23 protein-coding genes are annotated in these 25,218 nt (G+C 74.8%); 12 read left to right on the top strand and 11 right to left on the bottom strand.

Going from position 1 to position 25,218, the window contains the following annotated elements:
* The first annotated feature begins 14 nt into the window (after positions 1–14).
* Entirely contained in the window at positions 15–743 is a 729-nt protein-coding gene (locus tag P2H44_RS18115) for a VPLPA-CTERM sorting domain-containing protein (protein ID WP_275765576.1), read from the top strand.
* Between the two features lie 182 nt (positions 744–925).
* Here P2H44_RS18115 and P2H44_RS18110 read toward each other — a convergent pair whose 3' ends face one another.
* Positions 926–1,285, bottom strand: coding sequence for a hypothetical protein (locus tag P2H44_RS18110; RefSeq protein ID WP_275765575.1), 360 nt, complete (start codon positions 1,283–1,285; stop codon positions 926–928).
* A gap of 372 nt (positions 1,286–1,657) precedes the next feature.
* Here P2H44_RS18110 and P2H44_RS18105 point away from each other — a divergent pair, with 372 nt between their 5' ends.
* A complete protein-coding gene (locus P2H44_RS18105; RefSeq protein WP_275765574.1) occupies positions 1,658–2,707 on the top strand; it encodes a DUF2235 domain-containing protein in 1,050 nt (349 codons plus the stop codon).
* 134 nt (positions 2,708–2,841) lie between these two features.
* Positions 2,842–3,498: a leucyl/phenylalanyl-tRNA--protein transferase gene (aat, locus tag P2H44_RS18100; protein WP_275765573.1), complete on the top strand. Its 657-nt coding sequence runs from the start codon at positions 2,842–2,844 to the stop codon at positions 3,496–3,498.
* Here the strand turns inward: aat and P2H44_RS18095 are convergent.
* The 4 genes from P2H44_RS18095 to P2H44_RS18080 all read right to left on the bottom strand — a co-directional run bounded on the left by P2H44_RS18095 (position 3,435) and on the right by P2H44_RS18080 (position 7,405).
* Positions 3,435–4,100, bottom strand: a complete 666-nt coding sequence (locus P2H44_RS18095) for a DUF2155 domain-containing protein (RefSeq protein WP_275765572.1) — start codon at positions 4,098–4,100, stop codon at positions 3,435–3,437. The two genes, aat and P2H44_RS18095, sit on opposite strands and share 64 nt — an antisense overlap.
* Positions 4,097–4,873 (bottom strand): class I SAM-dependent methyltransferase, encoded by a 777-nt coding sequence (locus tag P2H44_RS18090; protein WP_275765571.1) that lies wholly within the window; start codon positions 4,871–4,873, stop codon positions 4,097–4,099. Before P2H44_RS18090 ends, P2H44_RS18095 begins: the two co-directional genes overlap by 4 nt.
* Entirely contained in the window at positions 4,870–5,325 is a 456-nt protein-coding gene (mlaD, locus tag P2H44_RS18085; RefSeq protein WP_275765570.1) for an outer membrane lipid asymmetry maintenance protein MlaD, read from the bottom strand. Before mlaD ends, P2H44_RS18090 begins: the two co-directional genes overlap by 4 nt.
* A 586-nt stretch (positions 5,326–5,911) precedes the next feature.
* Positions 5,912–7,405, bottom strand: coding sequence for a phosphomannomutase/phosphoglucomutase (locus P2H44_RS18080; protein ID WP_275765568.1), 1,494 nt, complete (start codon positions 7,403–7,405; stop codon positions 5,912–5,914).
* Positions 7,406–7,727: 322 nt separating this feature from the next.
* Here P2H44_RS18080 and P2H44_RS18075 point away from each other — a divergent pair, with 322 nt between their 5' ends.
* The 3 genes from P2H44_RS18075 (at position 7,728) to recR (ending at position 10,665) form a co-directional block, all read left to right on the top strand.
* Complete coding sequence (locus P2H44_RS18075) at positions 7,728–8,108, top strand: NADH:ubiquinone oxidoreductase subunit NDUFA12 (protein ID WP_275765567.1); 381 nt, start codon at positions 7,728–7,730, stop codon at positions 8,106–8,108.
* Positions 8,109–8,275: 167 nt separating this feature from the next.
* Positions 8,276–10,072: an ABC transporter ATP-binding protein gene (locus P2H44_RS18070; RefSeq protein WP_275765566.1), complete on the top strand. Its 1,797-nt coding sequence runs from the start codon at positions 8,276–8,278 to the stop codon at positions 10,070–10,072.
* On the top strand, positions 10,069–10,665 hold the full coding sequence (recR, locus tag P2H44_RS18065; protein WP_275765565.1) for a recombination mediator RecR: 597 nt from the start codon (positions 10,069–10,071) through the stop codon (positions 10,663–10,665). Before P2H44_RS18070 ends, recR begins: the two co-directional genes overlap by 4 nt.
* Before the next feature lie 252 nt (positions 10,666–10,917).
* On the opposite strand, the gene P2H44_RS18060 is transcribed toward recR, so the two are convergent.
* Genes P2H44_RS18060 through P2H44_RS18050 form a run of 3 tightly spaced genes read right to left on the bottom strand, consistent with a single transcriptional unit; the run spans position 10,918 to position 14,313 of the window.
* On the bottom strand, positions 10,918–12,945 hold the full coding sequence (locus P2H44_RS18060; protein WP_275765563.1) for an asparagine synthase-related protein: 2,028 nt from the start codon (positions 12,943–12,945) through the stop codon (positions 10,918–10,920).
* Positions 12,946–12,985: 40 nt separating this feature from the next.
* The gene (locus tag P2H44_RS18055; protein WP_275765562.1) at positions 12,986–13,270 is read right to left on the bottom strand and encodes a PqqD family protein; all 285 of its coding nucleotides are present in this window, start codon (positions 13,268–13,270) and stop codon (positions 12,986–12,988) included.
* Positions 13,271–13,281: 11 nt separating this feature from the next.
* A complete protein-coding gene (locus tag P2H44_RS18050; RefSeq protein WP_275765561.1) occupies positions 13,282–14,313 on the bottom strand; it encodes a phosphoenolpyruvate carboxykinase (ATP) in 1,032 nt (343 codons plus the stop codon).
* Between the two features lie 296 nt (positions 14,314–14,609).
* On the opposite strand from P2H44_RS18050, the gene P2H44_RS18045 reads away from it, so the two are divergent.
* The 3 genes from P2H44_RS18045 to P2H44_RS18035 all read left to right on the top strand — a co-directional run bounded on the left by P2H44_RS18045 (position 14,610) and on the right by P2H44_RS18035 (position 16,747).
* Positions 14,610–15,965, top strand: a complete 1,356-nt coding sequence (locus P2H44_RS18045; RefSeq protein WP_275765560.1) for a methyltransferase domain-containing protein — start codon at positions 14,610–14,612, stop codon at positions 15,963–15,965.
* Positions 15,966–16,057: 92 nt separating this feature from the next.
* Positions 16,058–16,183: a hypothetical protein gene (locus tag P2H44_RS18040; RefSeq protein WP_275765559.1), complete on the top strand. Its 126-nt coding sequence runs from the start codon at positions 16,058–16,060 to the stop codon at positions 16,181–16,183.
* Positions 16,184–16,306: 123 nt separating this feature from the next.
* Positions 16,307–16,747, top strand: a complete 441-nt coding sequence (locus P2H44_RS18035) for a lasso peptide biosynthesis B2 protein (RefSeq protein WP_275765557.1) — start codon at positions 16,307–16,309, stop codon at positions 16,745–16,747.
* Positions 16,748–16,928: 181 nt separating this feature from the next.
* Here P2H44_RS18035 and P2H44_RS18030 read toward each other — a convergent pair whose 3' ends face one another.
* Positions 16,929–17,858, bottom strand: a complete 930-nt coding sequence (locus P2H44_RS18030; protein ID WP_275765556.1) for a class I fructose-bisphosphate aldolase — start codon at positions 17,856–17,858, stop codon at positions 16,929–16,931.
* Between the two features lie 353 nt (positions 17,859–18,211).
* Between P2H44_RS18030 and P2H44_RS18025 the strand changes: the two genes are divergently transcribed.
* The gene (locus tag P2H44_RS18025; RefSeq protein ID WP_275765555.1) at positions 18,212–18,724 is read left to right on the top strand and encodes a TspO/MBR family protein; all 513 of its coding nucleotides are present in this window, start codon (positions 18,212–18,214) and stop codon (positions 18,722–18,724) included.
* A gap of 76 nt (positions 18,725–18,800) precedes the next feature.
* Here the strand turns inward: P2H44_RS18025 and P2H44_RS18020 are convergent, their stop codons facing one another.
* Both P2H44_RS18020 and P2H44_RS18015 read right to left on the bottom strand, forming a co-directional pair.
* Positions 18,801–20,420, bottom strand: a complete 1,620-nt coding sequence (locus P2H44_RS18020; RefSeq protein ID WP_275765554.1) for an SEL1-like repeat protein — start codon at positions 20,418–20,420, stop codon at positions 18,801–18,803.
* 378 nt (positions 20,421–20,798) lie between these two features.
* Positions 20,799–21,989 carry a phosphoglycerate kinase gene (locus P2H44_RS18015; RefSeq protein WP_275765552.1) on the bottom strand — a complete coding sequence of 397 codons (1,191 nt, stop codon included), beginning with the start codon at positions 21,987–21,989 and terminating at the stop codon, positions 20,799–20,801.
* Positions 21,990–22,276: 287 nt separating this feature from the next.
* Between P2H44_RS18015 and P2H44_RS18010 the strand changes: the two genes are divergently transcribed.
* Both P2H44_RS18010 and P2H44_RS18005 read left to right on the top strand, forming a co-directional pair.
* Positions 22,277–24,322, top strand: coding sequence for an Ig-like domain-containing protein (locus P2H44_RS18010; RefSeq protein WP_275765550.1), 2,046 nt, complete (start codon positions 22,277–22,279; stop codon positions 24,320–24,322).
* Positions 24,323–24,362: 40 nt separating this feature from the next.
* A complete protein-coding gene (locus P2H44_RS18005) occupies positions 24,363–25,208 on the top strand; it encodes an SDR family NAD(P)-dependent oxidoreductase (RefSeq protein ID WP_275765548.1) in 846 nt (281 codons plus the stop codon).
* Positions 25,209–25,218: the final 10 nt, after the last annotated feature.

Here is a 25,218-nt window from a genome sequence, read left to right as displayed (position 1 = left end):
AAGAGAGACCCCGCGTGCTCAGACCTCTCCTCGTTTCATCCGGCATCCTCCTCGCCGGCTTCGCGCCCGCGCAGGCCCTTTCGCTCTACACGGGAACCGACGTCGGCGCGACCAACCGCGCGGCCGCGACGAACGCCGTCGCCGCCGAGGCGAGTTTCCTGTCCGCCGTCTTCGACGCGCAGACCGAGACCTTCGAGTCGACGGGGATCAACTCCGGACAGGAGTTCTCGGGGCTGAGCGACGGGCAGACGACGATCAGCGGCTTCACGCTGTCCACCGTGGACCCGGATCCCGGCTCCCCCGACCTGCGGATGTCGGACCTGGGCTACGCGACCTCGGGCGCCGGGTACCTGGGGCTGTTCGAGAACGGATCGGGCGAGCCCGCGGCCGAGGCCGTGTTCTCCTTCGCCACGCCGCTGCTGGGCTTCGGCCTGATGATCAGCTGCTCGAGCCAGTGCGGGGCGTCGGCGGGGACCGGCCGGATGGTGGTCGACGGAACCGACTACGCGATCGACCTGCAGTCGCCGGGCATCATGTTCTGGGGGATCGTGACCGACACGCCGTTCAGCTCGGTGTCGATGATCATCGACCCCGCGGGCGTCACGAACGAGACCTACTACGGGATCGACGACGTCTCCGTGGCCTCGCAGCTCGACGCCTCGGTTCCCCTGCCCGCGGCCGCGCCGCTGCTGGTCGCCGGCCTCGCGGGGCTCGGCTGGGTCGGGCGGCGGCGGAAGGCCTGAGGCCGCGCCTGCGTCGCGGCCCCGCCCGGCGCAGCGAACGAGAAAACGGCGCGCCCCGGCAGGGACGCGCCGTTTTCATGTCCGGCCCGGTTTCGGGGACCGCCCGACCGTCGCGCCCGCTGGCGCGGCTGCGGTCGGGCGGTCGCCGGAGCCTTTGCGCCAGAAGCCTCGGGGCCGGAGCCTCAGGCCACCGCGGCCATGGTCAGGCGCACGGCGCCGTCGCCGGCGGCGGCGCGGTCGGCCGGCGTCCAGGCGCCGTCGCCGCAGGCGCAGGCGGCGTTGCGCGGCAGGCGGCCGTCGGCGCAGAGCTCGAACGACAGGCGCCCGCCCTCGTCGCTGAGCACCAGCATCGACTGGGGACGCGCCCCGCCGCCCTGCGCCTCGAAGGCGGCGGCCGCGGCGCGCACGCCCTCGGCCAGGCGGGCGGCCCCGGCGGCGGCCTCGGCCTCGGACACGCCGGCGCGGGCCAGCGCGGCCCCGGCCCAGAGTTCCGCTTGCTCCGCGGCGTCCGGGCCGCAGTCGATGAAGATCAGGTCACGCATTTCCAAACGCTCCGCTCGCTCGCGCGGTCCCCCGGATCGGGTTCGATCCGGCCCGGCCGCATCCCACGGGTTCCTTGTGCCACCTCGGGGGTAAATGAGGCGCAAACCCGGCGGACGACAGGAGAAAACCAAGGCATTCGCTACGGCTGGCATAGCATCGCGACACCGCCCGCGCGTCGGCGCCGCCTCGCCCCGCGACCGGCGCCGGCAGGCCCTGCGTCCGGCGCCGAAGCGTCGAATTCGCTGCAAGTCGTCGGGAACGACCGTGCGAGCGCCCTTGCAATCCGCCCCCGCCCCACCCCAAGTTTCGTTCCCGCCCCCCTCCGCGCGACCCCTGCTCAAGGAGGCCCGCCGGCCCGTTCCGCCGCGCCCATGACCGACCCCGCTCCCTCCCGCCGCCCGCGCACCCACGTCTTCATCGTCGACGGCACGCTCTCGACCCTCGAGCCGGGGCAGGAGACGCATGCGGGCCGCCTGTTCCGGCTGCTGTCGAACGGGGGGCGGCGCGCGGACCTGTGGGTCGATCACCACCCCGGCGTGCAGGGGCGCGGCCCGCGCGGCTGGATCCGGGCGGCGATCGGGCTGGGGCTGAACGACGCGATCCTCGACGGCTATGCGCGGCTCAGCTCCCGCTGGCGGCCGGGGGACCGGATCTTCCTCTACGGCTATTCCCGCGGCGCCTACGCCGTGCGCTCGCTGGCGGGGCTGATCGGCTTCGTGGGCCTGCTGCGGCCCGAGGAGGCGATCCACCGCCGGGTGCATCGGGCGTTCCGCATCTACGAATCCGGCTCCGCCGCGCGGGCCGCGCAGTTCGCGGCCCATCACTGCCACCGCGATCCGGTCGACGTCGACCTGGTGGGCGTGTGGGACACGGTGAAGGCGCTGGGCATCCCCTGGCCGGTGCTGTCCTTCCTGCACCCGATGGCGACCGAGTTCCACGACCACCGCCTGGGCGGCCACGTCCGCAACGGCCTGCACGCCCTTGCGCTGGACGAGGACCGGGTGGCCTTCCGGCCCGAGACCTGGGACCTCGACGGCGAGCATCCGGGCCGGGTGGAGCAGGTGTGGTTCCCCGGCGCCCATGGCGACGTCGGCGGGCATGTCGGCGGCTTCCACGCCGCCCGGCCGCTGTCGGAGGTCTCGCTCGCCTGGATGCTGGAGCGCTCGGAGGCGCTGGGCCTGCCGCTGCCCGCCGACTGGCGCGCGCATCTCGCCCCCGACCCCGCCGCCCCGATGCACGGCGCGCGGCGCGGCGTGGGCCGGATGTACGTGATCCGGCAGCCCCGCCGGGTGCGGTCCGCCAACGGCGAGGTGCTGCACCCCTCGGTCGCGCTGCGCATGGTGCGGCTGGGCTACGCGCCGCGGGCCGAGGGCGCCCTGCCCCCGGATCCCTGCCTGCCCGGGGACGCGGCGCAGGCCTGAGCCGGCGCCGCGTCCCCGCAGGTCTCGACAGGGGCGCGCCTGCGTCCCATTCCGATGCATTCCAGGTCGCGCAAACGTTGCACCCGGCGACGGCCCGTGCCTATCCTTCAGGATCCGGTCAGGAGCGCCGCCCGATGAGCGAGCCCATCGAACCGCTGGAGATCACCCCGACCCTGCTGCTGCGGGCTTATTCGGCCGGCGTGTTCCCCATGGCCCAGTCGGCCGACGCGGACGACATCTTCTGGGTCGACCCCAAGCGCCGCGGGATCCTGCCGCTGGACGGGCTGCACGTGCCGCGCAGCCTCGCCAAGCGGATGAAGAAGGGCGACCACACGGCCACCGTCGACCGCGCCTTCGAGGCGGTGCTCGACGGCTGCGCCGCGCGCGACGAGACCTGGATCAACCCCGAGATCCGCGAGCTCTACGGCACGCTGCACCGGCTGGGCTACGCCCATTCGGTCGAGGTGTGGATGGACGGGGAGCTGGCGGGCGGCCTCTACGGCGTGCAGCTGGGCGCGGCCTTCTTCGGGGAGTCGATGTTCTCGACCCGCACCGACGCCTCGAAGATCGCGCTGGTGTGGCTGGTGGCGCGGCTGCGGGCGGGGGGGTTCAAGCTGCTCGACACGCAGTTCGTCACCACCCACCTCAGCCGGCTGGGGGCGATCGAGATCTCCCGCGCCCGCTACCACCAGATGCTGGAGGCGGCGGTCACCTCCCGCGCGGACTTCTACTCGCTGCCCGAGGACGCGCCGCCGGCGCTGGCGCTGCAGCTCAGCACCCAGACGTCGTAGCGCGCGTGGTCCATCGCCGACAGCGCGGGGGAGGAGGCGAACATCCACCCCGCGAAGCGCGGCTCGTCCTCGCGCAGGTCGCGGATGCGCAGGTAGGCGAAGGCGTCCTGGCGCACGTCCTCCTCGGGGGCGCGGCAGGTCAGCAGGGCCAGCTCGAGGCGGTCCTCGACCTTGGTCTCGCCGACCTTGAGGTCGATCTCGTCCACCTGCCCGGTCATCTTGTCGAGGACCTTCAGGCGCGCGCCCTCCATCGCGACCGAGGGCCGGCGCTCGGGCCTGGGCGGCTCGTAGTCGCGCAGGCGGCCGGTCGCCTCGTCGGTCGCGTCCCCGGCGGGGGCCTGGCGGAAGTTGTCGTTCAGCGTGCCCCGGTCGCCGGCCGCCAGGTCGCGGCCCGGCGTCTGCACGCCCGGCAGGGCGGCGGGCTGGGGCGCGGGGTCGGCGCGGCGCTCGGTCCAGGTCTCGATCCCCTGGGAGGGCGCGGTCGAGGGGGAGGTGGCGCCCTGCGCCTGGGCCATCGCCAGGGCCGGAGCGGAGGCGACGAGCCCCAGCAGCAGGCCGGCGCGAGGGCGCCAGGAGGCGCGGCGGCTCAGTGCGTAGGTCATGCGGCTGTCTCCAGTCGCGCGCGGAAGCGCAGGCGAACGTAGTCGGCGGTCCAGTTGCCCGCGCCGTCGCGCAGCGCGGGGGCGGCGAGGTCCGCGACGCGGGCGCGGGCGGCCGCGCGACGCTCCTCGGGAAGCTTCGCCAGCGCCGGGGCGGCCAGCACGGCCAGCCAGGTCTCCATCCCCGCGGCGACGGGGGTGGGGCGCGGGATCAGCTCCATGCTTTCCACGACGAAGCCCGCGGATTCCAGCGCCGCCGTCTGCTCGGCGGGCGAGGGAAAGCGCCAGACGTCGTGCAGGGTCGTCTCGACCCCCTCGTCGGCGAGCACCGCGATCAGGGCGGTGCGGATCGCCGCGACGTTGCCCATGCCCCCCTGCTCGGCCACGAAGCGGCCGCCGGGGACGAGGGCGCGGGCGACGCCGGCGAGCACGGGCTCGGCGTCGACCATCCAGTGCAGGGCGGCGTTGGAGAAGACGGCGTCGAAGGCGCGCTCGTAGGTCAGCTCGGCCGCGTCCATCACCTCCGCCTCGATCCCGCGGGCGCGGGCGGCGGCGATCATGTCGGGGGAGGCGTCGACGCCGGTCACATGCGCGCCGGCCTCGACCAGCCTCTGCGTCAGCGCACCGTCGCCGCAGCCCAGGTCCAGGATCCGCTCGCCCGGGCGCGGGTCGAGCAGCGCGACCACGGGGGCGCCCAGGTCGGACACGAACCGGGCCGCGCCGGCATAGCCCTGCGCGTTCCAGTGGTCGGTCCGGGCCGTCGCCGCGCCGGTCATTCCGAGGACCCCGCGGAGGAGATCGCCCGCCCCACCAGGTCCATCAGGTTCACCGAGCCCTGCGTGAACATGATCTCCTCGCCCGGGGCGAGCATCAGGTCCGAGCCGCCGGGGGTGATCGCCACGTAGTTGCCGCCCAGCAGCCCCTCGGACTGGATCGAGGCGTCGGAGTCGTCGGGCAGCTTCACGGCGCTGTCGATCGTGAGCATCGCGACGGCCTGGTAGGTCTTGGGATCGAGCGCGAGCGAGGCGACCGAGCCGACCTTCACGCCGGCGACCTTGACGTCGGAGCCGACGGAAACACCTTCGACCTTGCGGAACGCGGCCTTCAGCGCGTAGCGGTCGGCGCCCTGGGGCCCGAGGTCGGCGGTCTGGGCGCCGTAGAACAGGAACCCGGCCGCGGCGGCGATCACCGCCGCCCCGATCAGGGTCTCCGCCGCGCTGCTCGCCATGCGTTCGTCCTTTCCGCGCCGAGGCGCGCCTGCTCGTTCCCGGTCCCCGCGTCCCGCGGGCCGCCGCTCCCGGATACGGGCGCGACCCCCGGTATCGCGGCGTCGTTGCGGCGGCGAGACTGCCTCGTCGGCCGGGATTCCGCAATCCGCGACGCCGCCGCATCCCCGCCCAGATGGGCGCCCGCGCGCGATCCGCAACCCTGCGCGCCCGCCTCTCGGACCCTGTTTCCACCCGCGTGGGCCGCCCGCGCGCCCGGCCGCGGGCGCGCCCGCCCCCGATCCCTGGCGGAGCGCCTGTTCCCCGGAGCCGTCCATCGCGGATGCCGAAAAGAGCGACTCGCCCGCCCCGGTCAAGGATCGCGGAGCGACCCGCGCTTGCGCGGGCTCGTCCTTGACCGGGGCGGGCGAGTCGCTCAGGCATCGCAAGCGATGGACGGGTCCGGGGAACAGGCGCGGGGCTTGTTCCCGGGTGAGTCAGGAGCCCGCCGGAGGCTCCCGCCCCCGACGATCCCTCCCGACGCAAGCCCCCTGCGCGACCCGGCCAAGCCCGCCCGCAGGGCGCCTCCGGGCCCGGGAGCCCGCGCGCTCAGATCTTCTGGTCGTACTCTCCGACCGTGGGCTCGGTGCGGATGATCGCGTCGAGGTCCTCGAAGATCGCGCGCATCTCGGCCTCGGACTCGGGGCTCTCGCAGACCACCACCAGGTTGGGCGTGTTGGACGACGCCCGCACCAGCCCCCAGGCGCCGTTGTCGAGCATCAGGCGGGCGCCGTTGACGGTGATCGCCTCGACGATCCTGCGGCCCGCAAGCGTCTCGCCCGCCTCGGCCATGCCGGTCAGCTTCGCCGCCAGCCGGTCGATGACGCCGTATTTCTCCCCGTCCGGGCAGAAGGGCGACATGGTGGGCGTGGACCAGGTCTTGGGCAGGGCGTGCTTGAGGTCGGACATCGACTTGGTGGGGTTGCGGTCCAGCGCCTTGCAGATCTCGACCGCCACCCGCATCCCGCAGTCGTAGCCGCGACCGATCGGCTCGGCGAGGAAGTAGTGGCCCGACTTCTCGAACCCCGCCAGCGCCCCCAGCTCCTTCACCCGCCGCTTCATGTGGCTGTGGCCGGTCTTCCAGTAGTCCGCCTTGATCCCGTGCGCCTTCAGCGCGGGGTCGGAGGCGAAGAGGCCGGTCGACTTCACGTCCGCCACGAAGGTCGCGCCGGGGTGCAGGGGGGCGAGGTCGCGCGCGAGGATCACGCCCACCTTGTCGGCGAAGATCTCGTCGCCCTCGTCGTCCACCACCCCGCAGCGGTCGCCGTCCCCGTCGAAGCCCAGCGCCAGGTCCGCGCCCGACTCCTTCACCGCCCGGGACATGTCATGGAGCATCTCCATCGCCTCGGGGTTGGGGTTGTAGTGGGGGAAGGTGTAGTCGAGCTCGCAGTGCAGGGGCACGACCTCGGCCCCGATGCGCGCCAGCAGCTCGGGCGCGAAATGCGAGGCGGTGCCGTTGCCGCAGGCGCAGACCACCTTGAGGGGCCGGCTCAGCCTGAAGTCGCCCACGAGGTCGTCGAGATAGGCCTCGCGCACGCCATCGACGCGCTTGATCGACCCGCCGGGCCGCTCGACCCCCTCGCCGTTCAGCACGATCGCCTTGAGCCGCGCCATCTCGTCCGGCCCGTGGGTGAGGGGGCGGTGGAAGCCCATCTTCACCCCGGTCCAGCCGTTGGGGTTGTGCGAGGCGGTGACCATCGCCACCGCCGCGTCGAGGTGGAACTGCGCGAAATAGGCCATGGGGGAGACGGCGGGACCGATGTCCAGCACCTCGATCCCCGCCTGCATCAGGCCCAGCATCAGGGCGTTCTTGATGCTCAGCGAATAGGAGCGGTAGTCGTTGCCCACCGCGATGCGCAGGGGCACGCCCGCCTCGTGCATCTGGGTCCCGAGCCCCAGGCCCAGCGCGGTCATGCCGGGGAGGTTGATCTCCTCGGGGAAGCGCCAGCGGGCGTCGTATTCGCGAAAGCCCGTGGGGACGATCATCGGCTCTCGCAGCTCGTCCCAGGTGTTGGCGGCGACGGCGGGAAGCGGCTTGGGCATCTGTTGCTCCGGTGTCCTTGCGGGCCTGCGGCGCGGGAATACGACCGCGCGAGGGGTTTTATGGCCCGCCCGAACCGGCTTTGCGAGCGACGATGCGGCGCCGCGGCAAGGCGCCCGGGGGCCGTTCATCGTTTCGTCATGGGAAACGCGGCGATCGGGGCGGAGGGCGCCTGCCGGCTGTGCAGGACCCCGCGGACAGGCCCTTCGCCCCCGGTCGCCCGCCCGCGCCGGCGCCGTTTTCCCCCGCCCGCGTCACCCCGCACGCTGGACGCCCGCGCGTTTCATGATAGAAGCGCGCGGAAGGCAGCAGACCGAGGCGGCGATGATCGACACGCTCAAGAGCATCTTCACCTGGTGGAACGGCGCGCCGCTCACCACCCGCTTGTCCGTCACCAAGCAGACCAAGGTGGGCGAGGACGAGCTGGGCAACACCTACTGGCGCACCGCGGACGGCAAGCGTCGCTGGGTGCTCTACAAGGGCGAGGCCGAGGCGTCGCTGGTGCCGCCCGACTGGCACGGCTGGCTGCATTTCACCTGGGACGAGCCCCCGACCGAGAAGCCCCTGCCCGTGAAGAGCTGGGAGAAGCCGCACCGGCCGAACCTGACGGGCACCGAGGCCGCCTATCACCCGCCGGGCTCCGTGCTGACGCCCGCCACCCGCCCCCGCGTCGCCGGCGACTACGAGGCCTGGTCGCCCGAGTGACCGGCCCGGGCCGGACCGAGCGGCCCCCGACGCGATCCTCGACACGAGCCAGCGGCGCCCCCCGGGGCGCCGTTCGCGTTTGCAGGCCCTCGGCCGCGCGCCCCTGCCCTCTGGACCTCGGCGCGCAGTCGCCTAGACATGGGGGCCCGACAGGACGGAGATCCCGAATGGCCGAAACCGCCGCCCCCGCCGCCCCCGTCTCGGCGCCGCTGCCCCGCGCGCCGGAGGGACGGGCGCGCGACGTGATGATGCGGATGTGGCGCGACTGGCTCTCGCCGCACTGGAAGCGGCTGCTGTGGAACCTCGCGCTGATCGGGATGGTGGCGGGCACCACCTCGGCCTATCCGCTGATCATCCGCGACGCGCTGGACGCGTTCGAGACGCGCGACGCCCAGATGATCGCGCTCGCGCCCTGGCTGGTGATCGCGGCGGTGGCGGCGAAGTCGGTGGCGCTCTACCTGCAGCGGCTTCAGACCAACAAGATCCTGTCGCAGGTCGACCGCGACCTGCAGACGGCGATGTACGGCGCGCTGGTGCGCTCCGACCTCGCGCGGCTGGACCGGGAGGCGCCGGCCGCCACCGCCAGCCGCTTCACCACCGACATCCTGGTGCTGCACACCGCCTGCGAGAAGCTGATCACCGCCCTGATCCGCGACGGGCTGACGGTGATCGGCCTGCTCGGCGCGCTGCTCTGGATCGACTGGGAGCTGACGCTCTACGCGCTCGCCGCCCTGCCCGCGGCCGCGATCCCCATCGGCAACATCGGCCGCCGGCTGCGCCGCATCGCCCGACGCTCGAACGAGGAGGCGGCGGTGATGGCCGCCCGCGTGGCCGAGGGGCTGGGCGGCATCCGCCTGTCCAAGACCTACCGCCTCGAGGGCTACCTGACCGAGAAGGCCGGCGAGACCTTCGAGAGCCTGCGCCGCCTGCGGGTCCGCGCCGCCGACCAGCGCGCGCGCATCGACCCGTTCCTGGAGCTGCTGGCGGGCTTCGGCCTGGCGGTGATCTTCTGGGTCATCGGCGCGCGCATCGCGGGGGGCGAGAACTCGATCGGCGAGTTCATGGCCTTCGTCTCCTCCTTCCTGATCGCGGGCCAGTCGCTGCGCGGGTTCGGCACACTCTATGCCGAGATCCAGCAGGGCGCGGCGGCGGGCGAGCGGATCTTCGACGTGCTGGACGCGACGCCCGCCATCTCCGACCGTCCCGGCGCGACGTCGCTGCCGCGGCTGACGGGGGAGATCCGCTTCGAGGGCGTCTCCTTCCACTACGGCGAGGGGGTGCCGGCGCTGACCGACGTCTCGCTCGCGATTCCCTCGGGCGCGCGGGTGGCGCTGGTGGGCCGGTCGGGCGCGGGCAAGACCACGCTGATGAACCTGATCCCCCGGCTCTACGACGTGACCGAGGGGCGGGTCTGCGTGGACGACCACGACGTGCGCGACGCGACGCTGGAAAGCCTGCGCGGCCAGGTCGCCGTGGTGGGCCAGGACGCGGTGATCTTCGACGACACCATCGCCAAGAACGTCGGCTTCGGCCGGCCGGAGGCGAGCCGGGAGGAGATCGAGCAGGCGCTGCGCGACGCCAACGCCTGGGACTTCGTCTCGGCCCTGCCCGAGGGGATCGACACCCCCTGCGGGGAGCGCGGGCTGCGTTTCTCGGGCGGGGAGCGGCAGCGGCTGACCATCGCGCGCGCCATGCTCAAGGACGCGCCGATCCTGCTGCTGGACGAGCCGACCTCGGCGCTGGACGCGGAATCGGAGTCCAAGGTGCGCGCGGCGCTGGACAGGCTGGCGGAAGGGCGCACCGTGGTGGTGATCGCGCACCGGCTGTCGACCATCCGGGACGCCGACCTGATCGCGGCCATGGACGGGGGACGCATCGTGGAGACCGGACGGCACGACGAGCTGCTGGCGCAGGGGGGCCTCTACGCCGACCTGCACCGGCTCCAGTTCCGGGAGGGGGAATGAGCGGGAGCGGACGCGAGCCGGTCGAGGCGCTGATCGAGCTGCTGGCGCGCCTGCCGGGGCTGGGCCCGCGCTCGGCCCGCCGGGCGGCGCTGCACCTGATGCGCAAGCGCGACCTGCTGCTGGCGCCGCTGGCCGAGGCGATGGCCGAGGTCGCGCGCTCGGTGAAGCCCTGCGTCGAGTGCGGGAACCTGTCGACCGGCGACCGCTGCGCGATCTGCACGGACCCCAAGCGCGACGCCTCGATCCTGTGCGTGGTGCAGGACGTCGCCGACCTGTGGGCGATGGAGCGGGCGGCGGCCTATCGCGGGCGCTACCACGTGCTGGGGGGGCTGCTGAACGCGCTCGACGGCACGGGGCCCGAGGAGCTGGGCCTGCCCCGGCTGGCGGAACGGGCGCGCGAGGGGGTGAGCGAGGTGATCCTCGCGCTGCCGGCCACGATCGACGGGCAGACGACGGCGCATTACGTCGCCGACATCCTGCCCGAGGGGGTGACCGCGACCTCTCTGGCGCAGGGGGTGCCGGTGGGGGGCGAGCTCGACTTTCTCGACGACGGGACCATCGGGGCGGCGTTGCGGGCGCGGCGGTCGCTGTGAGGGGCGAAGGCCGCTCCTGACTCACCAAAGAACAGGGGCCGCGCCTGCTCTCCGGATCCGTCTCTCGCTGTTGATGCCTGAGCGACTCGTCCCCCGGGGTCAAGGACATGCCCTCCTTCGGAGGGTCGCTCCGCGATCCTTGACCCCGGGGGACGAGTCGCTCTTTTCGGCATCAGCGAGAGACGGCTCCGGAGAACAGGCGCTTCGAGCGGGCCTCGGGCGGTGCGCCGGGGCGCCTGGAGCGGGCGGCGCTCAGGCGGCGGCGCGGCGCAGGAACTCGCCAAGGCTCCACGCGCGCATCACCACGCCGGCCCGCTGGATCCGGTCGGAGGCGGGCCCCTGGTCGAGCGCGGCCAGGTGCGCCGCGAGGCGCGGACGATCCACCAGCTCGCGCCACAGGGGCAGCGCGGCGAACGCGGCGAAGCCGGCCTCGAGCTCGGCGCGGCGGGCCAGCGCGAGGCGCGGCGCGTCGGGCTGGAAGGGCGACTTGTCGGGACGCATCGCGACCTCGGGCGGGGCGACGCGGGCGAGCATGGCGCGGATCAGGCCGCGGGTCTGGTCGCCGCGGCGTTGCAGCCGCACGGGCGCGCCCATCGCGGCGGCGAGCACGCGGGTGTCGAACAACGGATTGCCGTAGGCCTGCGCAACCGGCGGCGCGGCGACGCCCGAGGCGGGATCGGGCCAGAACTGCAGGTCGCACAGCATCCACGTCGCGCGCCCGCCCATGCGCAGCCGCTGCTCGCCCAGCACCGTGGGCTCGCCCACCGACCAGGGGCGGTGGCCCAGCGCGTGCCAGCGGCGGCGGGTGGCGAGGTCGGGAAGGCCGCCGAGGCTGTACTCGGCCACGTCGTCGCCGCGCCGCATCCGCAGGCGCGCGGCGAGCGGCGAGGCGGCCCACAGCCCCCAGCGCGCGATCCGCCAGCGCCGGGTCCCCAGTCGGCGCATCCGGCGCATCTCGGCCGCCGCATCCCCCCAGGCGCCGGCATGGACCCGGTCGTGGAGGTAGTTGCGAAGCTGGTGGGAGACGACGTAGTCGCCCCCGAACCCGCCGACGATCGCGTCGTGCCCCCGCTCCAGCGCCGCGCGATGCAGCGCGAAGCGCGTGCCGGAGCCCGCGTCGGCGCAGGGCTCGGCCATGCGCCGCCAGGCCTGCTCGGCGCCCTCCAGCAGGTCGGCGTCGTCGGAGAGCGTCTCGTTCAGCGCGAGCTGGGGGTAGCGCGCCGCCAGCGCGAGGCGGGAGGCGCGCTCGCTCGGCTCGGCCCCGCTGGAGGAGCGGGCGGACCAGGCGGCGACGGGCTCCGCCCCGCCGGTCTCCCGGCAGACCAGCGCGGCGATCAGGGAGCTGTCGAGCCCGCCCGAGAACAGCACCGCCGGCGACCGGCCCAGGCCCCGCCAGCGGCAGGCGACCGCCAGGCGCACCCGCTCCAGCACCGCCTCGACCGCGTCGTCGTCGGACAGGCCGCGAAGCGCGGGATCGGGGCCGGGGCTCCAGTGCGGGGCGAGGCTGAGGCCCCGCTCGTCGACGCGCAGCAGGTGGGCGGCGGGCGCCTCCTCGATCCCGCGCCAGGCGGTGCGGCCGATCAGCGGGCGGCCGTAGGCGAAGATGTCGGTCAGCGCCTCGGGGTCCGGCTCGCGCCCCACCTCGGGAATGGCGAGCAGCGCGTGCGCCCAGTTGGAGAAGGCGACCAGCCCGTCGGCGAGGCGCGCATAGACCAGCGGCTCGGCCCCGATGGCGTCGCGCAGCAGGGTCAGGCGGGGGGCGAGCGGATCGCAGAGCACGAAGGCGTAGTCGCCCTCGACCGCCTGGGCCGCGGTCTGCAGCGCGTCGAAGCGCCCCGAGGCCTCGGCGGAGGCGAGGCGGTCGAGGTCGCGGAGCGGCGCGGGCTGGGGCGGGCAGGCCTCGGCCGCGGCGGGGCGCGGGGGCGTCCACAGGCGGGCGAAGCCGGTCCAGATGCGGCCGCCGGGGCCGCGGCGCAGCCAGGCGCGCGGGTCGCCCGCGGGGCCCGGCAGGCCCTGGGGCAGGCGCACGGCGAGGCGCAGGACGCGGGCGGCGGGATCGGTCGCGGCCTCGGCCCCCGTCAGCTCCGCCCCGCTCCAGCCGCCGCCGGGACCCGAGGCGGAGAAGGCCGAGGCCATGGCGGCCTGCACCGCGTTCAGCCGATCCGACCGGCCGCGAGCGTCGAAGACGCCGAAGACGCGCACCGGCGGCATCGGCGCGATGGCAGCCGCGGGGGCGCGGGCCTCCGCCGGCGGCGGGGCGGGAAGGGGGGCGTCGGTCATCGGGCGGGCGGCTCGGCTGGGGGGGGGGCGGCGCGCCGCCTCAGCCCGCAGCCTGCCGGTTCAGGAGGCCGCCGTCGACCAGCGACTGGATCGCGGGCGAGAGATCGGCCGAGATCCGCTCGGGCGGGGCGTCGTAGTCCTGGGCCAGCGCATCGACCAGCTCGGCCAGGGTCATCGGCGTCTCCAGCCGCTCCCAGACGTCGGAGGCCACCGCGTCGAGGCCGAAGTATTCCTCGGACTCCGGGCCCAGAAGCACCAGTTCGTCGTCGCTGACGCGGGCTTCCATGACGCCGTCGCTGCGGCTGAGCAGGTCGGTCGGATTCACGTGCGGGCTCCTCAGGGGTTGGGCGCCGGGGCGAGCGGATCCTCGCCCGCGGCCAGTCGGTCCACGACCCGCCGGGCGAGCGCGACGGCCTGGGCGGCGGCGTCGAAATCGCGGGGGCGGCGCAGGACGTAGACGGGAATTTCGGCGGCGATGCGGCCGAGCAGGCGGAAATAGGCGCGGTCGCGGCCCATCTGCGCGCCCAGCTCCGGCCGGCCCACGGCGCGGCGCAGGACGGCGAGGGCGGCGAGGGTCGGCAGACGCTCGAGCTCGGGCGGCGCGTCGGCGGGGTGCAGCCACTCCAGCGCCAGCACCACGCGCAGCGGCGCGGGCCAGGGAAGCGCCTCGCCGGCGTCGGAGACGATGCGCACCGCCTTGCCCATGCCCGCGCCCTCGGCGAGGACGGGGGCCTGAGCGCCGGCGTCCACCGCGCCCGCGGAATCGGCGAAGAGGCGCGCGGTGCGCATGGCGCGATGCAGGCCGATGGGCCGGCCGGGCGCGAGGTCGAGCGCGATGGTGTCGTCGCCGACCATCGCCCAGCCGTCCCGCGCCATCATCGCCGCGAAGGTGGACTTGCCCGCCCCGCTGTCGCCCACCAGCAGCGCCCCGCCCGCGGGCCCCGCGGCGCCGGCGGCGTGCAGGGGCATGGCGCCGCGCTGGTGGAGCAGCGCGGTGGAGGCGGCGTAGCCGAGGTAGACCGCCGCGGTCTCGGGCGTCACGCCGGGGCCCATCTCGACCCCGATGCGCGCGCCGTCGGAGACGCGCAGGCGCAGCCCCTCCCAGTCGCACCAGGCCTCGGTTGGGCTTTCCACCAGCCAGCCGCCGGCGGCGCGCTCGGGCTCGGCCGGGGCGCGGACGGGGCCGACGCGGACGTCGACGTCGGCGGGGGCGTCGGCGGGCGCGGGCATGGCCCAGGGGGCGGGGAGGTCGCTTTCGAACACCAGCCCGTGGGCCGAGAAGCGGTGGCGCCGCGGCGTGGGGTCGGCGTCGGGGGTGCGTTCGGCGGGCGAGGCGAAGCCGGCGCGGGCGAAATCGAGGCCGCTCATGCCCGAACCCGCCGACCGACGGACCGCCGGGCGCCTTGCTGCAGACCGGATGCCACCAGACCCTATCCCCGTGCCGCCGCGATGCAGGCAAGCCTGCGCCGCGGGCCCCTGAACGCTCATCCCACACCGGCGATCCGATCCGCCGCGCCGTCGGCCGCAGGTCTCCTGAACCCCGGCCGGGACGTTGCGGAAGGCGTCGCGCATCCTCGGCCCTTCCCGGGAGCCGTCGCGTCGCCTTGTTTCGCCGTACCGCTTGAGAATACATCAACGCGGCCTGCAACTCACGGGGAATCGAAGTGAATTCTGGGCGAAACGACGCGGAGGCCGAGCTCGATCCCCGCCGGGACTGGCCGGCGTTCGGGGGGCTGACGCCGTGGGCGACGCCGCTGGGCGCCTCGTCGGCGGCGGCGATGGCGGGGCTGGGCCTGCGGCCGGCGCGCCGCGTGCTGCTGCTCGAGGCGGGGACGGGCGCGGGCCTCGCCGCGATCGCGGCCGCCGGGGCGGGCGAGGGGCTGGAGGTCTGGGGCGCCGAGGGCGACCCGGCGCTGGCCGAGCAGGCGCGCGCCCTGATCGCCGAGGCCGGGCTGGAGGCGCAGGTGATCGCCGCGCCCGTCGCCGCCCTGCCCGGGCAGGCCCTGCCGGAATTCGACCTGGTGCTCGCCCCCTGGGGCTGGGACCTGCTGGACGAGCCCGCCCGCGCCGCGGCGCTGGCGCTGCTGGGGGCCAAGCTCGCGCCCGGCGGCGGGTTCCTGTGCGCCTGGTCGGTGCTGCCGGGCGCGCGCGCCTCGCTGGGGCTGCGCCAGCTTGCAGGAGCCTGCTGGGACGCGGCGCCCAGGGGGCTGTCGCCCGAGGCGCGGCGCGACTGGACCGTCGCCGCCCTGCGGCGCAGCTTCGCGGCCTCCTACCGGCTGGTCCGCGAGCTGCCGCGCTGGGCCGCGACGCTGGAGGCGATGGCCGCCTGCCCGCCCGCCCTGTTCGTGCGGATGTGGGTCGCCCCCGTCGCCGGCCTGCGCGGGATGCGGGCCTTCGGCGCGGAGCTGCGCGCCGCGGGCCTCGACCGCTTCGCGCCGGCGCGGCCCGAGCGGCTGGCGCGGGATCTCGACATGTCGCGCGCCCAGATGGCGGAGGTCGACGCCAGCCCCGATCCCTGGACGGGGGCGGAGCTGGGGGACCTGATGATGTGGCGGGTGCGCCGCGCGGACCTGTTCGCCAAGCCCGGCGGCCCGGCGCCCGATCCGGGCGCGGTGCGGCTGCGCGGCCTGGCCGGGCCGGAGACCGCCGAGCTGCGCACCGAGGGCCTGCTGGGCGCGGCCACCCTGTCGCGCGCCGTCTACGGCCCGATGCTGGCCCTGCTGGCCGAGCGCGAAACGGCGACGCTGGCCGAGCTCGCCGCCGTCGCGGCGCGGCCGCTGGAGGCGACGATCCCCCTCGCCGGGGCGCTGATCGGGGCCGGGCTGGCGGCGTCGGCGGCCTACGCCTCGCCCCGCGCGGTTCCCGCCGACGCTCGCGCGGCCTGCGACCGCCTGACCCGGGCGCTCGCGGCCCGCGGACAGGGGCGTTTCGCCGTCTCCGCGCTGCTCGGCGGCGCCGTCGCGGCGCCCGCTCCGGGTGACGCGGCGGCGGCTCGGATCGCAGACCTGATTTCATCATGAACGGCTCCGCCGCATTGCAAAAAATTCGTTGCGTAGCCCATGAGCTTGCGTATGCTGGCTCTGGGTGTGATGCAGACTCACGAGGTGAGGCGATGAGCAAGAAAGTTTGGATCGAGCCGAAAGTGGCGAAGATGTCGGTCAAGAGCATGACCCGTGGCACGGGCGGCCCGCCGATCGACGTCTGCGGCGGCGACGGCGCGATCATCGACTGCAGCTGATCAGCTGCTGCGACGGGAGCGCGATGTTCCCGCTTGACCGATGAGAGACTCGAAAGCGCACCCTTGGGTGCGCTTTCGTATTTTGGGGCCGCCTCCGGCCCCCTTCGCGCCGGCCCCTCCCGCATGACCTCAACCGCCTCGCGCCGGTCCGTTCGGGACCTCCTGGCGCTGTTTCCCGCGCTGTTCTGGATGCTTCGCGCCCGAAAACTGCACCGCAGCCTGCCCGCGGCGGAGCTTCTGCGCCGTCTGCGCACGCCCGGACCGGCGGGCGCAGGACCCGATTTCGGCGTCGAGGACGGGGAGCGGATGCGCGTGGCGCTGGCGCGGATCGGGCGACGGCTGCCCGGCCGGACCGACTGCCTGGTGCAATCGATGGCCGCGCGGATGTGGCTCGAGCGGCTGGGCGTGCCCTTCGTCTTCCGCCTCGGGATGCGCCGGACGGGCGGCGAACTGGGCGCTCACGCCTGGATCGAGGTCCACGGACGGGTGGTCACCGGGGGCCTCTCCGTTCAGGATTTCGCGGACTTCGCAGGCGCAGCGCAGCTCCCCTCGCCCGATCCCTGAATCCGGGCTGAACCATCCCGAATCCGTACACGGCCCGCGCGACTCGCGCGGCCGGATTCCCGGCCTGCGATTCGGCGCGCGGCGGCGCTTCGCGGCCGGAATCGAAAGGGCCCGACCGTGCGGCCGGGCCCCTCCTCGTTCATCTTCGCGGCCGCGCCGGGGCGGGGCCGCGAGGGCTGGCTCAGGCCTTGCCCTTGTAGATGTCGACCAGCTTGCCGAGCATCGCGAGCGCATCCTCGCGCGGGCGCTGGAAGGTGTTGCGGCCGATGATCGAGCCGTTGCCGCCGCCGTCGCGGATCGCGCGGGCGTCGTCGTAGACCGAGTCCTCGCCCTTCTTCGCGCCGCCCGAGAACACCATGATGCGGCGGCCGCCGAAGGCGCTCTCGACGCAGTGCTTCACGCGGGCGGCCTGGGTCGAGATGTCGATGCCCTGCTCCTCGTAGACCTTCTTGGCCTCGGGCAGCATCAGGTGGTCGGTCGACAGCTTGATCTTGATGATGTGGGCGCCGATCAAGGCCGCGATCTGGGCGGCGTAGGCGGCCACGTCGATGGCGGTCTCGCCGTCCTTCGTCACGCCCTCGCCGCGGGGGTAGGACCAGATCACCGTGGCGATGCCGGCGGCCGCGGCCTCGTTGCGCATCTCGACGATCTCCTCGAACATGTCGAGGGCGCAGTCGGAGCCGGGGTAGATCGTGAAGCCGATCGCCGAGCAGCCCAGGCGCAGCGCGTCGTCGACGGACGCGGTGACCGCCTGGTCCTTGCCCGCGGTGCCCGACATCAGCGAGTTGGCCGAGTTGCACTTCAGGATGGTCGGGATCTGGCCGGCGAAGGTGTCGGCGCCCGCCTCGATCATGCCGAGCGGCGCGGCGTAGGCGTTGAGGCCCGCGTCGATCGCCATCTGGTAGTGGTAGTGGGGATCGTAGCCGGCCGGGTTCGGCGCGAAGGAGCGCGCGGGCCCATGCTCGAAGCCCTGGTCGACCGGCAGGATGATCATCTTGCCGGTGCCGGCGAGCTTGCCGCTCATCAGCATCCGGCAGAGGTTCCCCTTCACGCCGGGGTTGTCGCCCTCGTATTTCGAGAGGATCTGCTTGACGGTGCGCGTCGCTTTCATGGGAGCTCCTGGGCCGTTTAACGCCGGGTCGAAAGGTCGCCAAGTCGGGTAGCCCGGCCGCCTCTCAGGGTCAAGCGACGGGGGGACGCGGGCGGAGCGGGGGCGCTTCAGCCGACCGGCGGTCAGCTTGCGGAGAGGGGCGGATGTGCGCCCCGGGCGCCCTGCCCCGCGCCTCCGGCCCGGCGCGGCGGAGCGGGGCGACGGCCGTCGGTCCCGAGGCGCCGCGGGCGAGGCGCGGCCGCGTCGCGGTCGCGCGAATGCGCGCGGACCGTCGACGCGGCGCCGCGCGCGCCCTACCTCTGGGGTCGTCGCCGCAGCGCGGCGGCCTTCGTCGCACGAAACCGGGGAAAGACATGTTCGAGGCGCTGATAGCCCTGGCGCTGGGGGCCGCGGTCGTCGCGGCCGCGGCCACGGGCGTGATGTTCCAGCCGGGCGAGTGGTACCGGGGGCTCGCCAAGCCCCGCTGGACCCCGCCCAACATCCTCTTCCCCATCGCGTGGACGCTGCTCTACGCGATGATGGCCATCGCCGCCTTCCGGGTGGCGGCGGGGCTGGCGGGGGGCGACCTGCCCGAGGGCGCGGCCCCCTTCGCGATGGCGGGCCTGTGCCTGTGGGCCACGCAGATCACGCTGAACGCGATGTGGTCGCCGATCTTCTTCGGCGCCCGGCGCGGCAAGGCGGCGCTGATCTGCATCTGCGCGCTGTGGACGGCGATCCTGGGCACGCTGATCTGCTTCGCCGGCGCGGATGCCGTCGCCGCCGCGCTGCTGGTTCCCTACCTGGTCTGGGCCACCTACGCCGGCGCGCTGAACGCGGCCATCGTGCGGATGAACCCGCCCGCCGCCTTCCGCGCCCCTGCGGACTGAGCGGCGGACTGAGCGGCGGACTGAGCGGCGGACTGAGCGGCGGGCGCGGCGCCGCGAGGCGCCGCGCCCGGCCCCCTCAGCGCCCGCGTTCCAGCCAGGCGTCGAAGGCGCGGCGGCGCAGCAGGTCGCGGCGCACCGACCAGAAGTCGAAGCCCCGCGCCACCATCCGCCGGTCCAGCAGGTCGCGCCGCAGCGCCGCCCCGTCGTCGCCCAGCGCCGCGGCGAGCGTCCAGGCCAGGAAGGCGCGCTCGTAGTTGCGCGGCACCTCGCGCCCCGACTCCAACCGCGAGGCGGCCTCGAGCAGGATCTGGCGGGGCGCGCCGGGATCGAGCAGCGGGTCGGGGTCGGGCGCGCCGCCGCCGGCGTCGTCCTGGGCGGCGATCACCTCGGCCAGGCCCAGCCGGATCTCGATCTCGTCCATCCGCGCCCGCGCGTCCGGCCGCCCGGTCGCGGCGGCGGCCAGCAGCATCCGGTAGGCCGTCGCCGGCTCGGTCGGGGCGAGCAGCGCGGCGAGCTGCACGATGGCGTCCACGTCGCCGTCGTCGGCCAGCGGGCGCAGCAGCCGGCGGGCGACCTCGGGCATCTTCGGCGCGCCCACGCCCTCGGCCAGCGCCACCGCCATGCCCCGGCGCCGCTCGGGCGAGAGCGATTCGGGATCGTCCATCGCCTGGCGCACCATGTCCGGGGTCGCCGCGCCCTCGGGCGGGGGGGCGTCGGGACCGATCAGGCGCAGGTTCAGCGCGGCGAGCGCCGTCTCCGGATCCTCGAGGAAGCCGGACTTCAGCCACAGCTCCTCGCGCGGGGTGATCTCCAGCTCCATCCGCCCGCCCTCGGTCGCGAGGCCTGCGGCCGCGGCGGCGAGCGCGTCGATCGTCTCCTGCGTCTCGGGGGTCGGGGCGCGGCCCTTGCCCGGGGCGAAGACGGTCGAGAGGCCGTTGGCGAAGATCTCGGCCAGCGAGTCCGGGTGCAGGTCGTAGCCCGCCAGCCGGATCGTGCGGCCGATCAGGCCCCGCTCTTCGACCTGCACGGCGAGCCGGTCGAAGCGGGCCGAGGGCAGCGGCGCGGATTCGGTGAAGCCGGGGTTCAGCGGCCAGAAGTAGCCCAGGTCCAGCTCCAGGCGCAGGTTGACCGCGTCGGGCGCCACCGCCGAGACGTCGACCGCCAGCGCCGAGGAGCGCGGGTCGTAGGCCATGCGCACGTCCACCCCCTCGACCGCCAGCCGCTCGTAGCCGGCGCGGCGCACCTGCTCGGCGAAGGCGTCGGGCAGGCAGGCGAGCGAGGCGGAGACGTCGTGCACCCCCACCACCGTCTCGCCGGGCGTGGTGATCGCGCCGGGGAACACGTCGATGCGCCCGAAGAGGATGTCGCAGGCGCGGTCCTCGTGCGTGGGGCCGCCCTCCTGCGCCTCGGGGTCGAAGGGGTTGTTCGAGGGGGGCGACAGGCGCAGGCCGGTGATCATCACCTCCTCGCCGGCGTAGCCCAGGGCGAAGCCGTCGTAGGTGACGTCCATGGTGGAGCGCAGCGAGGTCAGCGCGAACTCGATGGCCAGGCGCACCAGCGGCTCGTGCGCGGCGCCCAGGCCCAGCGCGTCGAGCAGGTTCTGCTGCGCCTCGGCCGGGCGCGGCCCGGCGGCGAGGCCGGCGAGCAGCGCGGCGACGGCCGCCGAGGCGGCGAGGCGGTGGGACGGACGGGACATCGGGCTCCTCTTGCGCCGCGGCCCGGCGGCGCCGGGACAGGAGGCCGGCGCCGCGTTGGGCGGGGATCGCGGAACGGCGCCGAAGTGGAGCCGAACCTGCCGGGGAGAATGGGACGCTTGCGAGGCGCCGCCAAGGCGGAACCCGCGACGCGCCGTCGCCCCGGATGGGCGCGGAGGCGGGAAGATGCCCGGTGGGGCGGGGAGGCGGGATGACGTCTCGCAGGGGCGCAAGGGCGGGACGATGCCCGCAGGGGCGCGAAGGCGGGACGAGGTCCCGCAGGGGCGGACCGGCGCGCAGGCGAGGGCGGCCGCAGGCGCCCTGCCCTGCGCCACCGGGATCGGGCCGGGCGGCGGCGCGCGCCGCCCGGCCCGGTCGTCTCAGCTTTCCAGCGCGGCCACGCCCGGCAGGGTCTTGCCCTCGAGCCACTCGAGGAAGGCGCCGCCGGCGGTGGAGACGTAGGAGAATTTCGCCGCGGCGCCCGAAGCGTTCAGCGCGGCCACCGTGTCGCCCCCGCCCGCGACCGACAGCAGCTTGCCCGCCTGGGTCAGCTCGGCCGCCTTGGTGGCGGCGGCGTCGGTGGCGGCGTTGAAGGGCTCGATCTCGAAGGCCCCGAGAGGGCCGTTCCAGACCAGCGTCTTCGAGGCCTCGAACTGGGCGGCCACCGCGGCGACGGCCTCGGGGCCCGCGTCGAGGATCATCGCGTCCTCGGGGCACTCGGCCGCCGGCACGGTCTCGTTCGCGGCGTTGGCCTTGAACTCGCGCGCCACCACCACGTCGGCGGGCAGCAGCAGCTTGCAGCCGCGGGCCTCGGCCTTGGCCATCACCTCGCGGGCGGTGTCGAGCAGGTCGTGCTCGCACAGGCTCTTGCCCACCGCGATCCCCTGGGCCGCGAGGAAGGTGTTGGCCATGCCGCCGCCGATGACGATGGCGTCGACCTTCTCCATCAGGTTCGACAGCAGGTCGAGCTTGGTCGAGACCTTGGCCCCGCCGACGACCGCGGTGACCGGACGCTCGGGATGGGCCAGCGCCTTCTCCAGCGCGGAGAGCTCCGACTCCATCAGCCGGCCGGCGGCGCAGGGCAGCAGGCGGGCCAGCCCCTCGGTCGAGGCGTGCGCGCGGTGGGCGGCGGAGAAGGCGTCGTTGACGAAGACGTCGCCCAGCTTCGCCATCTCGGCGGCGAGCGCCGGGTCGTTCTTCTCCTCGCCCGCGTGGAAGCGGGTGTTCTCCAGCAGCAGGGTCTCGCCCGTGCCCAGCGCCGCGACGGCCGAGGCGGCGGCGTCGCCGATGCAATCCGAGGCGAAGGCGACCGGCGCGCCGATGGCGGCCTCGAGCGCGGGGCGCACGACGGCGAGGCTCATCTCCGGGACCACCTGGCCCTTGGGGCGGCCGAAATGCGCCAGCAGGATCGGCTTGCCGCCGGCGGCGAGGATGTCCTTCACCGTGGGCAGGATCGCCTGGATGCGGGTGTCGTCGGTGACCTTCCCGTTCGACACCGGCACGTTGACGTCGACGCGCACCAGCACGCGCTTGCCGGAGAGGTCGAGGTCGTCGAGGGTCTTGCGGCTCATGGTGTTCAGGCTCTCGCGATCGGGAGGGGGGGCGTTTCTCGGAGCGGATATAGACCGCATCGGGGGCCGCGCGCGCAAGACCGCGGACCGGGGCCGCGGCGAACCGTCTTTCCGCGGAAGAAAGCCGCCCGGCCCGGGATTCACCTTCATCTACGCCCTGTTCATCCTGTTTACGGTTCAGCAACCTCCCCTGCCGCGTTAGGAATTCGATAACTTCAAATGCAAGCGGTTCCCCCTTTCGGCGAACCGCCTCCGCCAGGACGGCGGGCGCGGCGGGACGACGAGCGATGATCGACACGACGGGCGAGGTCCTGCTGGGGACCGAGGGCGACGACACCCTGCGGGGCGACGGCGAGCGCGACGCGATCTACGGCGGCGGCGGGGACGACGTGCTCGAGACGGCGGGTCCGGGCGGCCAGGCCTGGGGGGGCGAGGGCGACGACCTGCTGATCGCCGGCGGGCCGCTGCGCGACTTCCTGTTCGGCGGCGCAGGCGACGACGCGTTCGAGCTGCGCGGCCTCGTCTACGCCTTCGGGGGCGAGGGCGAGGACCTGTTCCGCCTGACCTCGGACACCCTCGGCGCGCTGGTGGTCGGCGGCGGCGGCGTCGACGTGCTGGAGCTCGAGGGGTCTGCGGCCGACTATTCCTTCCGCGACGGGCTGCTGAGCCGCCACGATGGCGGGGGGGCCGCGACGCTCGCGGGGATCGAGGTGCTGCGCTTCGCGGACGGCGACGTCGGGATCGGCGACCTGCAGCCCAGCTCGATCCGCATCCAGCCGCTGGACGGCGGGGGCCTGGAGATCGACGCCTCGGGCGCCGTGCTGACGCTGTCAGGCACGCGCCAGGTCGACCAGATCGTGGCGCGCGGCGGCGACGTGCAGGTGAAGGCGGGCGCCGGCGACGACGCGGTGCGCGTGCAGGGGGCGGGCGCGCATGACGTCCGCGCCGGACGGGGCGACGACCGGATCGACGCACGGGGCTGGGACGTGAGCGTCCAGGCCGGGCGCGGCGACGACCGGATCGCAGGCGGCTTCGGCCAGCAGACGATCGACGGCGGCGCGGGCGAGGACGTGGTCGACTACGGCCTCGGCCGGATGGCGGACTACGTGATCGAGGTGCTGGGCGCCGGCGAGGCGCGGGTGACGCGCCTGCCCACCGAGGTCGACGGCATCGCCCACCAGTGGGACGTGATCGCGCGAGTCGAGACGCTGCGCTTCGCCGACGGCGAGGTCCGGCTGACCGGCACGCCCGTCGCCGACGCCGAGCGCTTCGCGATGGACGAGGGGGGCGTGCTGCGCCTCTCCCCCGCGGATCTGCTGGAGGGCGACGTGGACCCGCTGGGCGGGGCGCTGGCGCTGGTCGGCGTGCAGGGCGCCGCCGGCGGGACCGTGACGCTGGAGGGCGGCGAGGTGGTCTTCACCCCCCTGCCCGGCTTCCACGGCGAGGCGGGCTTCGACTACGTGGTCGAGGGCTTGGGCGGGCGCACGGTGCAGCGGGTCGCGGTCGAGGTCGCCTCGACCAACCAGGCCCCCGTCGCCGCCGACGACGCCTTCGCGGGCGAGACCGGCGGCAAGGTGCGGGGCGACCTGCTGGCCGACACCGGCGCGGGCGCGGACGCGGACCCCGACGGCGACGCGCTGCGGGTGACGAACGTGGGCGGCGTCGCCCTGCCCGAGGGCGGCTCGGCGCGGATCGAGCTCGACCACGGCGTGGTCCTGCGCGCCTGGGACGACGGGCGGGTCGCCTGGGATTTCTCGCACGCCTTCCGCGGGCTGGCGGAGGGGGAGACGGCCTCGATCTCGGTCGCCTACGTGCTGGCGGACCCCGAGGGGGCGCTCGACATCGGCCGGGCGACCGCGACCGTGACGGGCGGGGCCGGCGACGCGCCGCTGCGCCTGATCGGGGATGCGGGCGACGACCGGCTGTTCGGCGCGGGGGCGGGCGACCTCCTGCGCGGCCGCGGGGGCGACGACCTGCTGGCGGGGCGCGCGGGCGCGGACCGGCTGGAGGGCGGCGCGGGCGACGACGTGCTGCGCGGCGGCGCCGGGGCGGACCGGCTGGTCGGCGGGCGCGGCGACGACCGGCTGGTCGGCGGCGCCGGCGGGGACCTGTTCCTGTTCCGACCGGGCGAGGGCGAGAACGTCGTCGTGGACTTCGACCCAGCCGAGGATCGCCTCGCGATCCGGGGGCTGGAGGCGGACGACGGCCTCGTGACGCTCGACCTCGGCCGCGACCTGCTGATCCTTGGCGCCGACCTCTCGATCCGTATCGTCGGCGGCGGCGAAGGCGAGGGCGTCGCCGACTGGATCGAGGACTGGGGCCTGCTGGGCTGAGGTTCCGGCCCGGCCGCGCCCTCCGCGGACAGGAGGGCGCATGACGCGCACGGTGCTGATCACGGGATGCTCCAGCGGCATCGGGCTGGACATGGCGCGCACGCTCCAGGCGCGCGGTTGGCGGGTTCTGGCCGCCTGCCGCAAGCCCGGGGACGCCGAACGCCTGGCGCAGGAGGGGCTGGAGACGCTGGTCCTCGACTACGCCGACCCGCAGAGCGTGGCGCAGGCGGTCGATGAGACGCTGGCCCGCGCCGGCGGCCGGCTCGACGCGCTGGTCAACAACGGCGCCTTCGCGATCCCCGCCCCGCTGGAGGACATCCCGCGGGAGGGGATGCGCGAGATCTTCGAGACCAACCTGATCGGCTGGCACGACCTGACCCGCCGCCTGCTGCCCGCGCTCCGCGACAGCCGGGGGCGGATCGTCAACGTCTCCTCCGTGCTGGGGTTCCTGTCGCTGCGCTACCGCGGCGCCTACAACGCCACCAAGTTCGCGGTCGAGGGCTGGTCGGACGCCCTGCGGCGGGAGCTGGAGGGCCCCGAATCCCCCGCCCCCGGCTGCCGCGTGATCCTGATCGAGCCGGGCCCGATCCGCTCGGCCTTCCGGCGCAACTCGCTGATCGCCTCGCGCCGCTGGGCGCTGCGCGAGGGCTCGGCCTGGGCGCGGGCCTGGGACGAGAAGATCCTGCCGCGGCTGGAGGCGGAGGAGAGCAAGACCTCCGCCGCCTTCGAGCTGGGCCCCGAGGCGGTGACCGCCAAGGCGATCCACGCGCTGGAGGCGCGCCGCCCGCGGGCGCGCTATTTCGTGACCACGCCGACCTACGTGGCGGGGGTCGCCAAGATGCTGCCCACCCGCCTGCAGGACCGGCTGTTCCGCGGCGACCACTAGGCCGCCCCGG

The organism is Albimonas marina (genome assembly GCF_029223255.1).
Taxonomy (GTDB): domain Bacteria; phylum Pseudomonadota; class Alphaproteobacteria; order Rhodobacterales; family Rhodobacteraceae; genus Albimonas.
The sequence above is the reverse complement of the archived record's forward strand: the minus strand, read 5'-3'. Positions and strand labels throughout refer to the sequence as shown.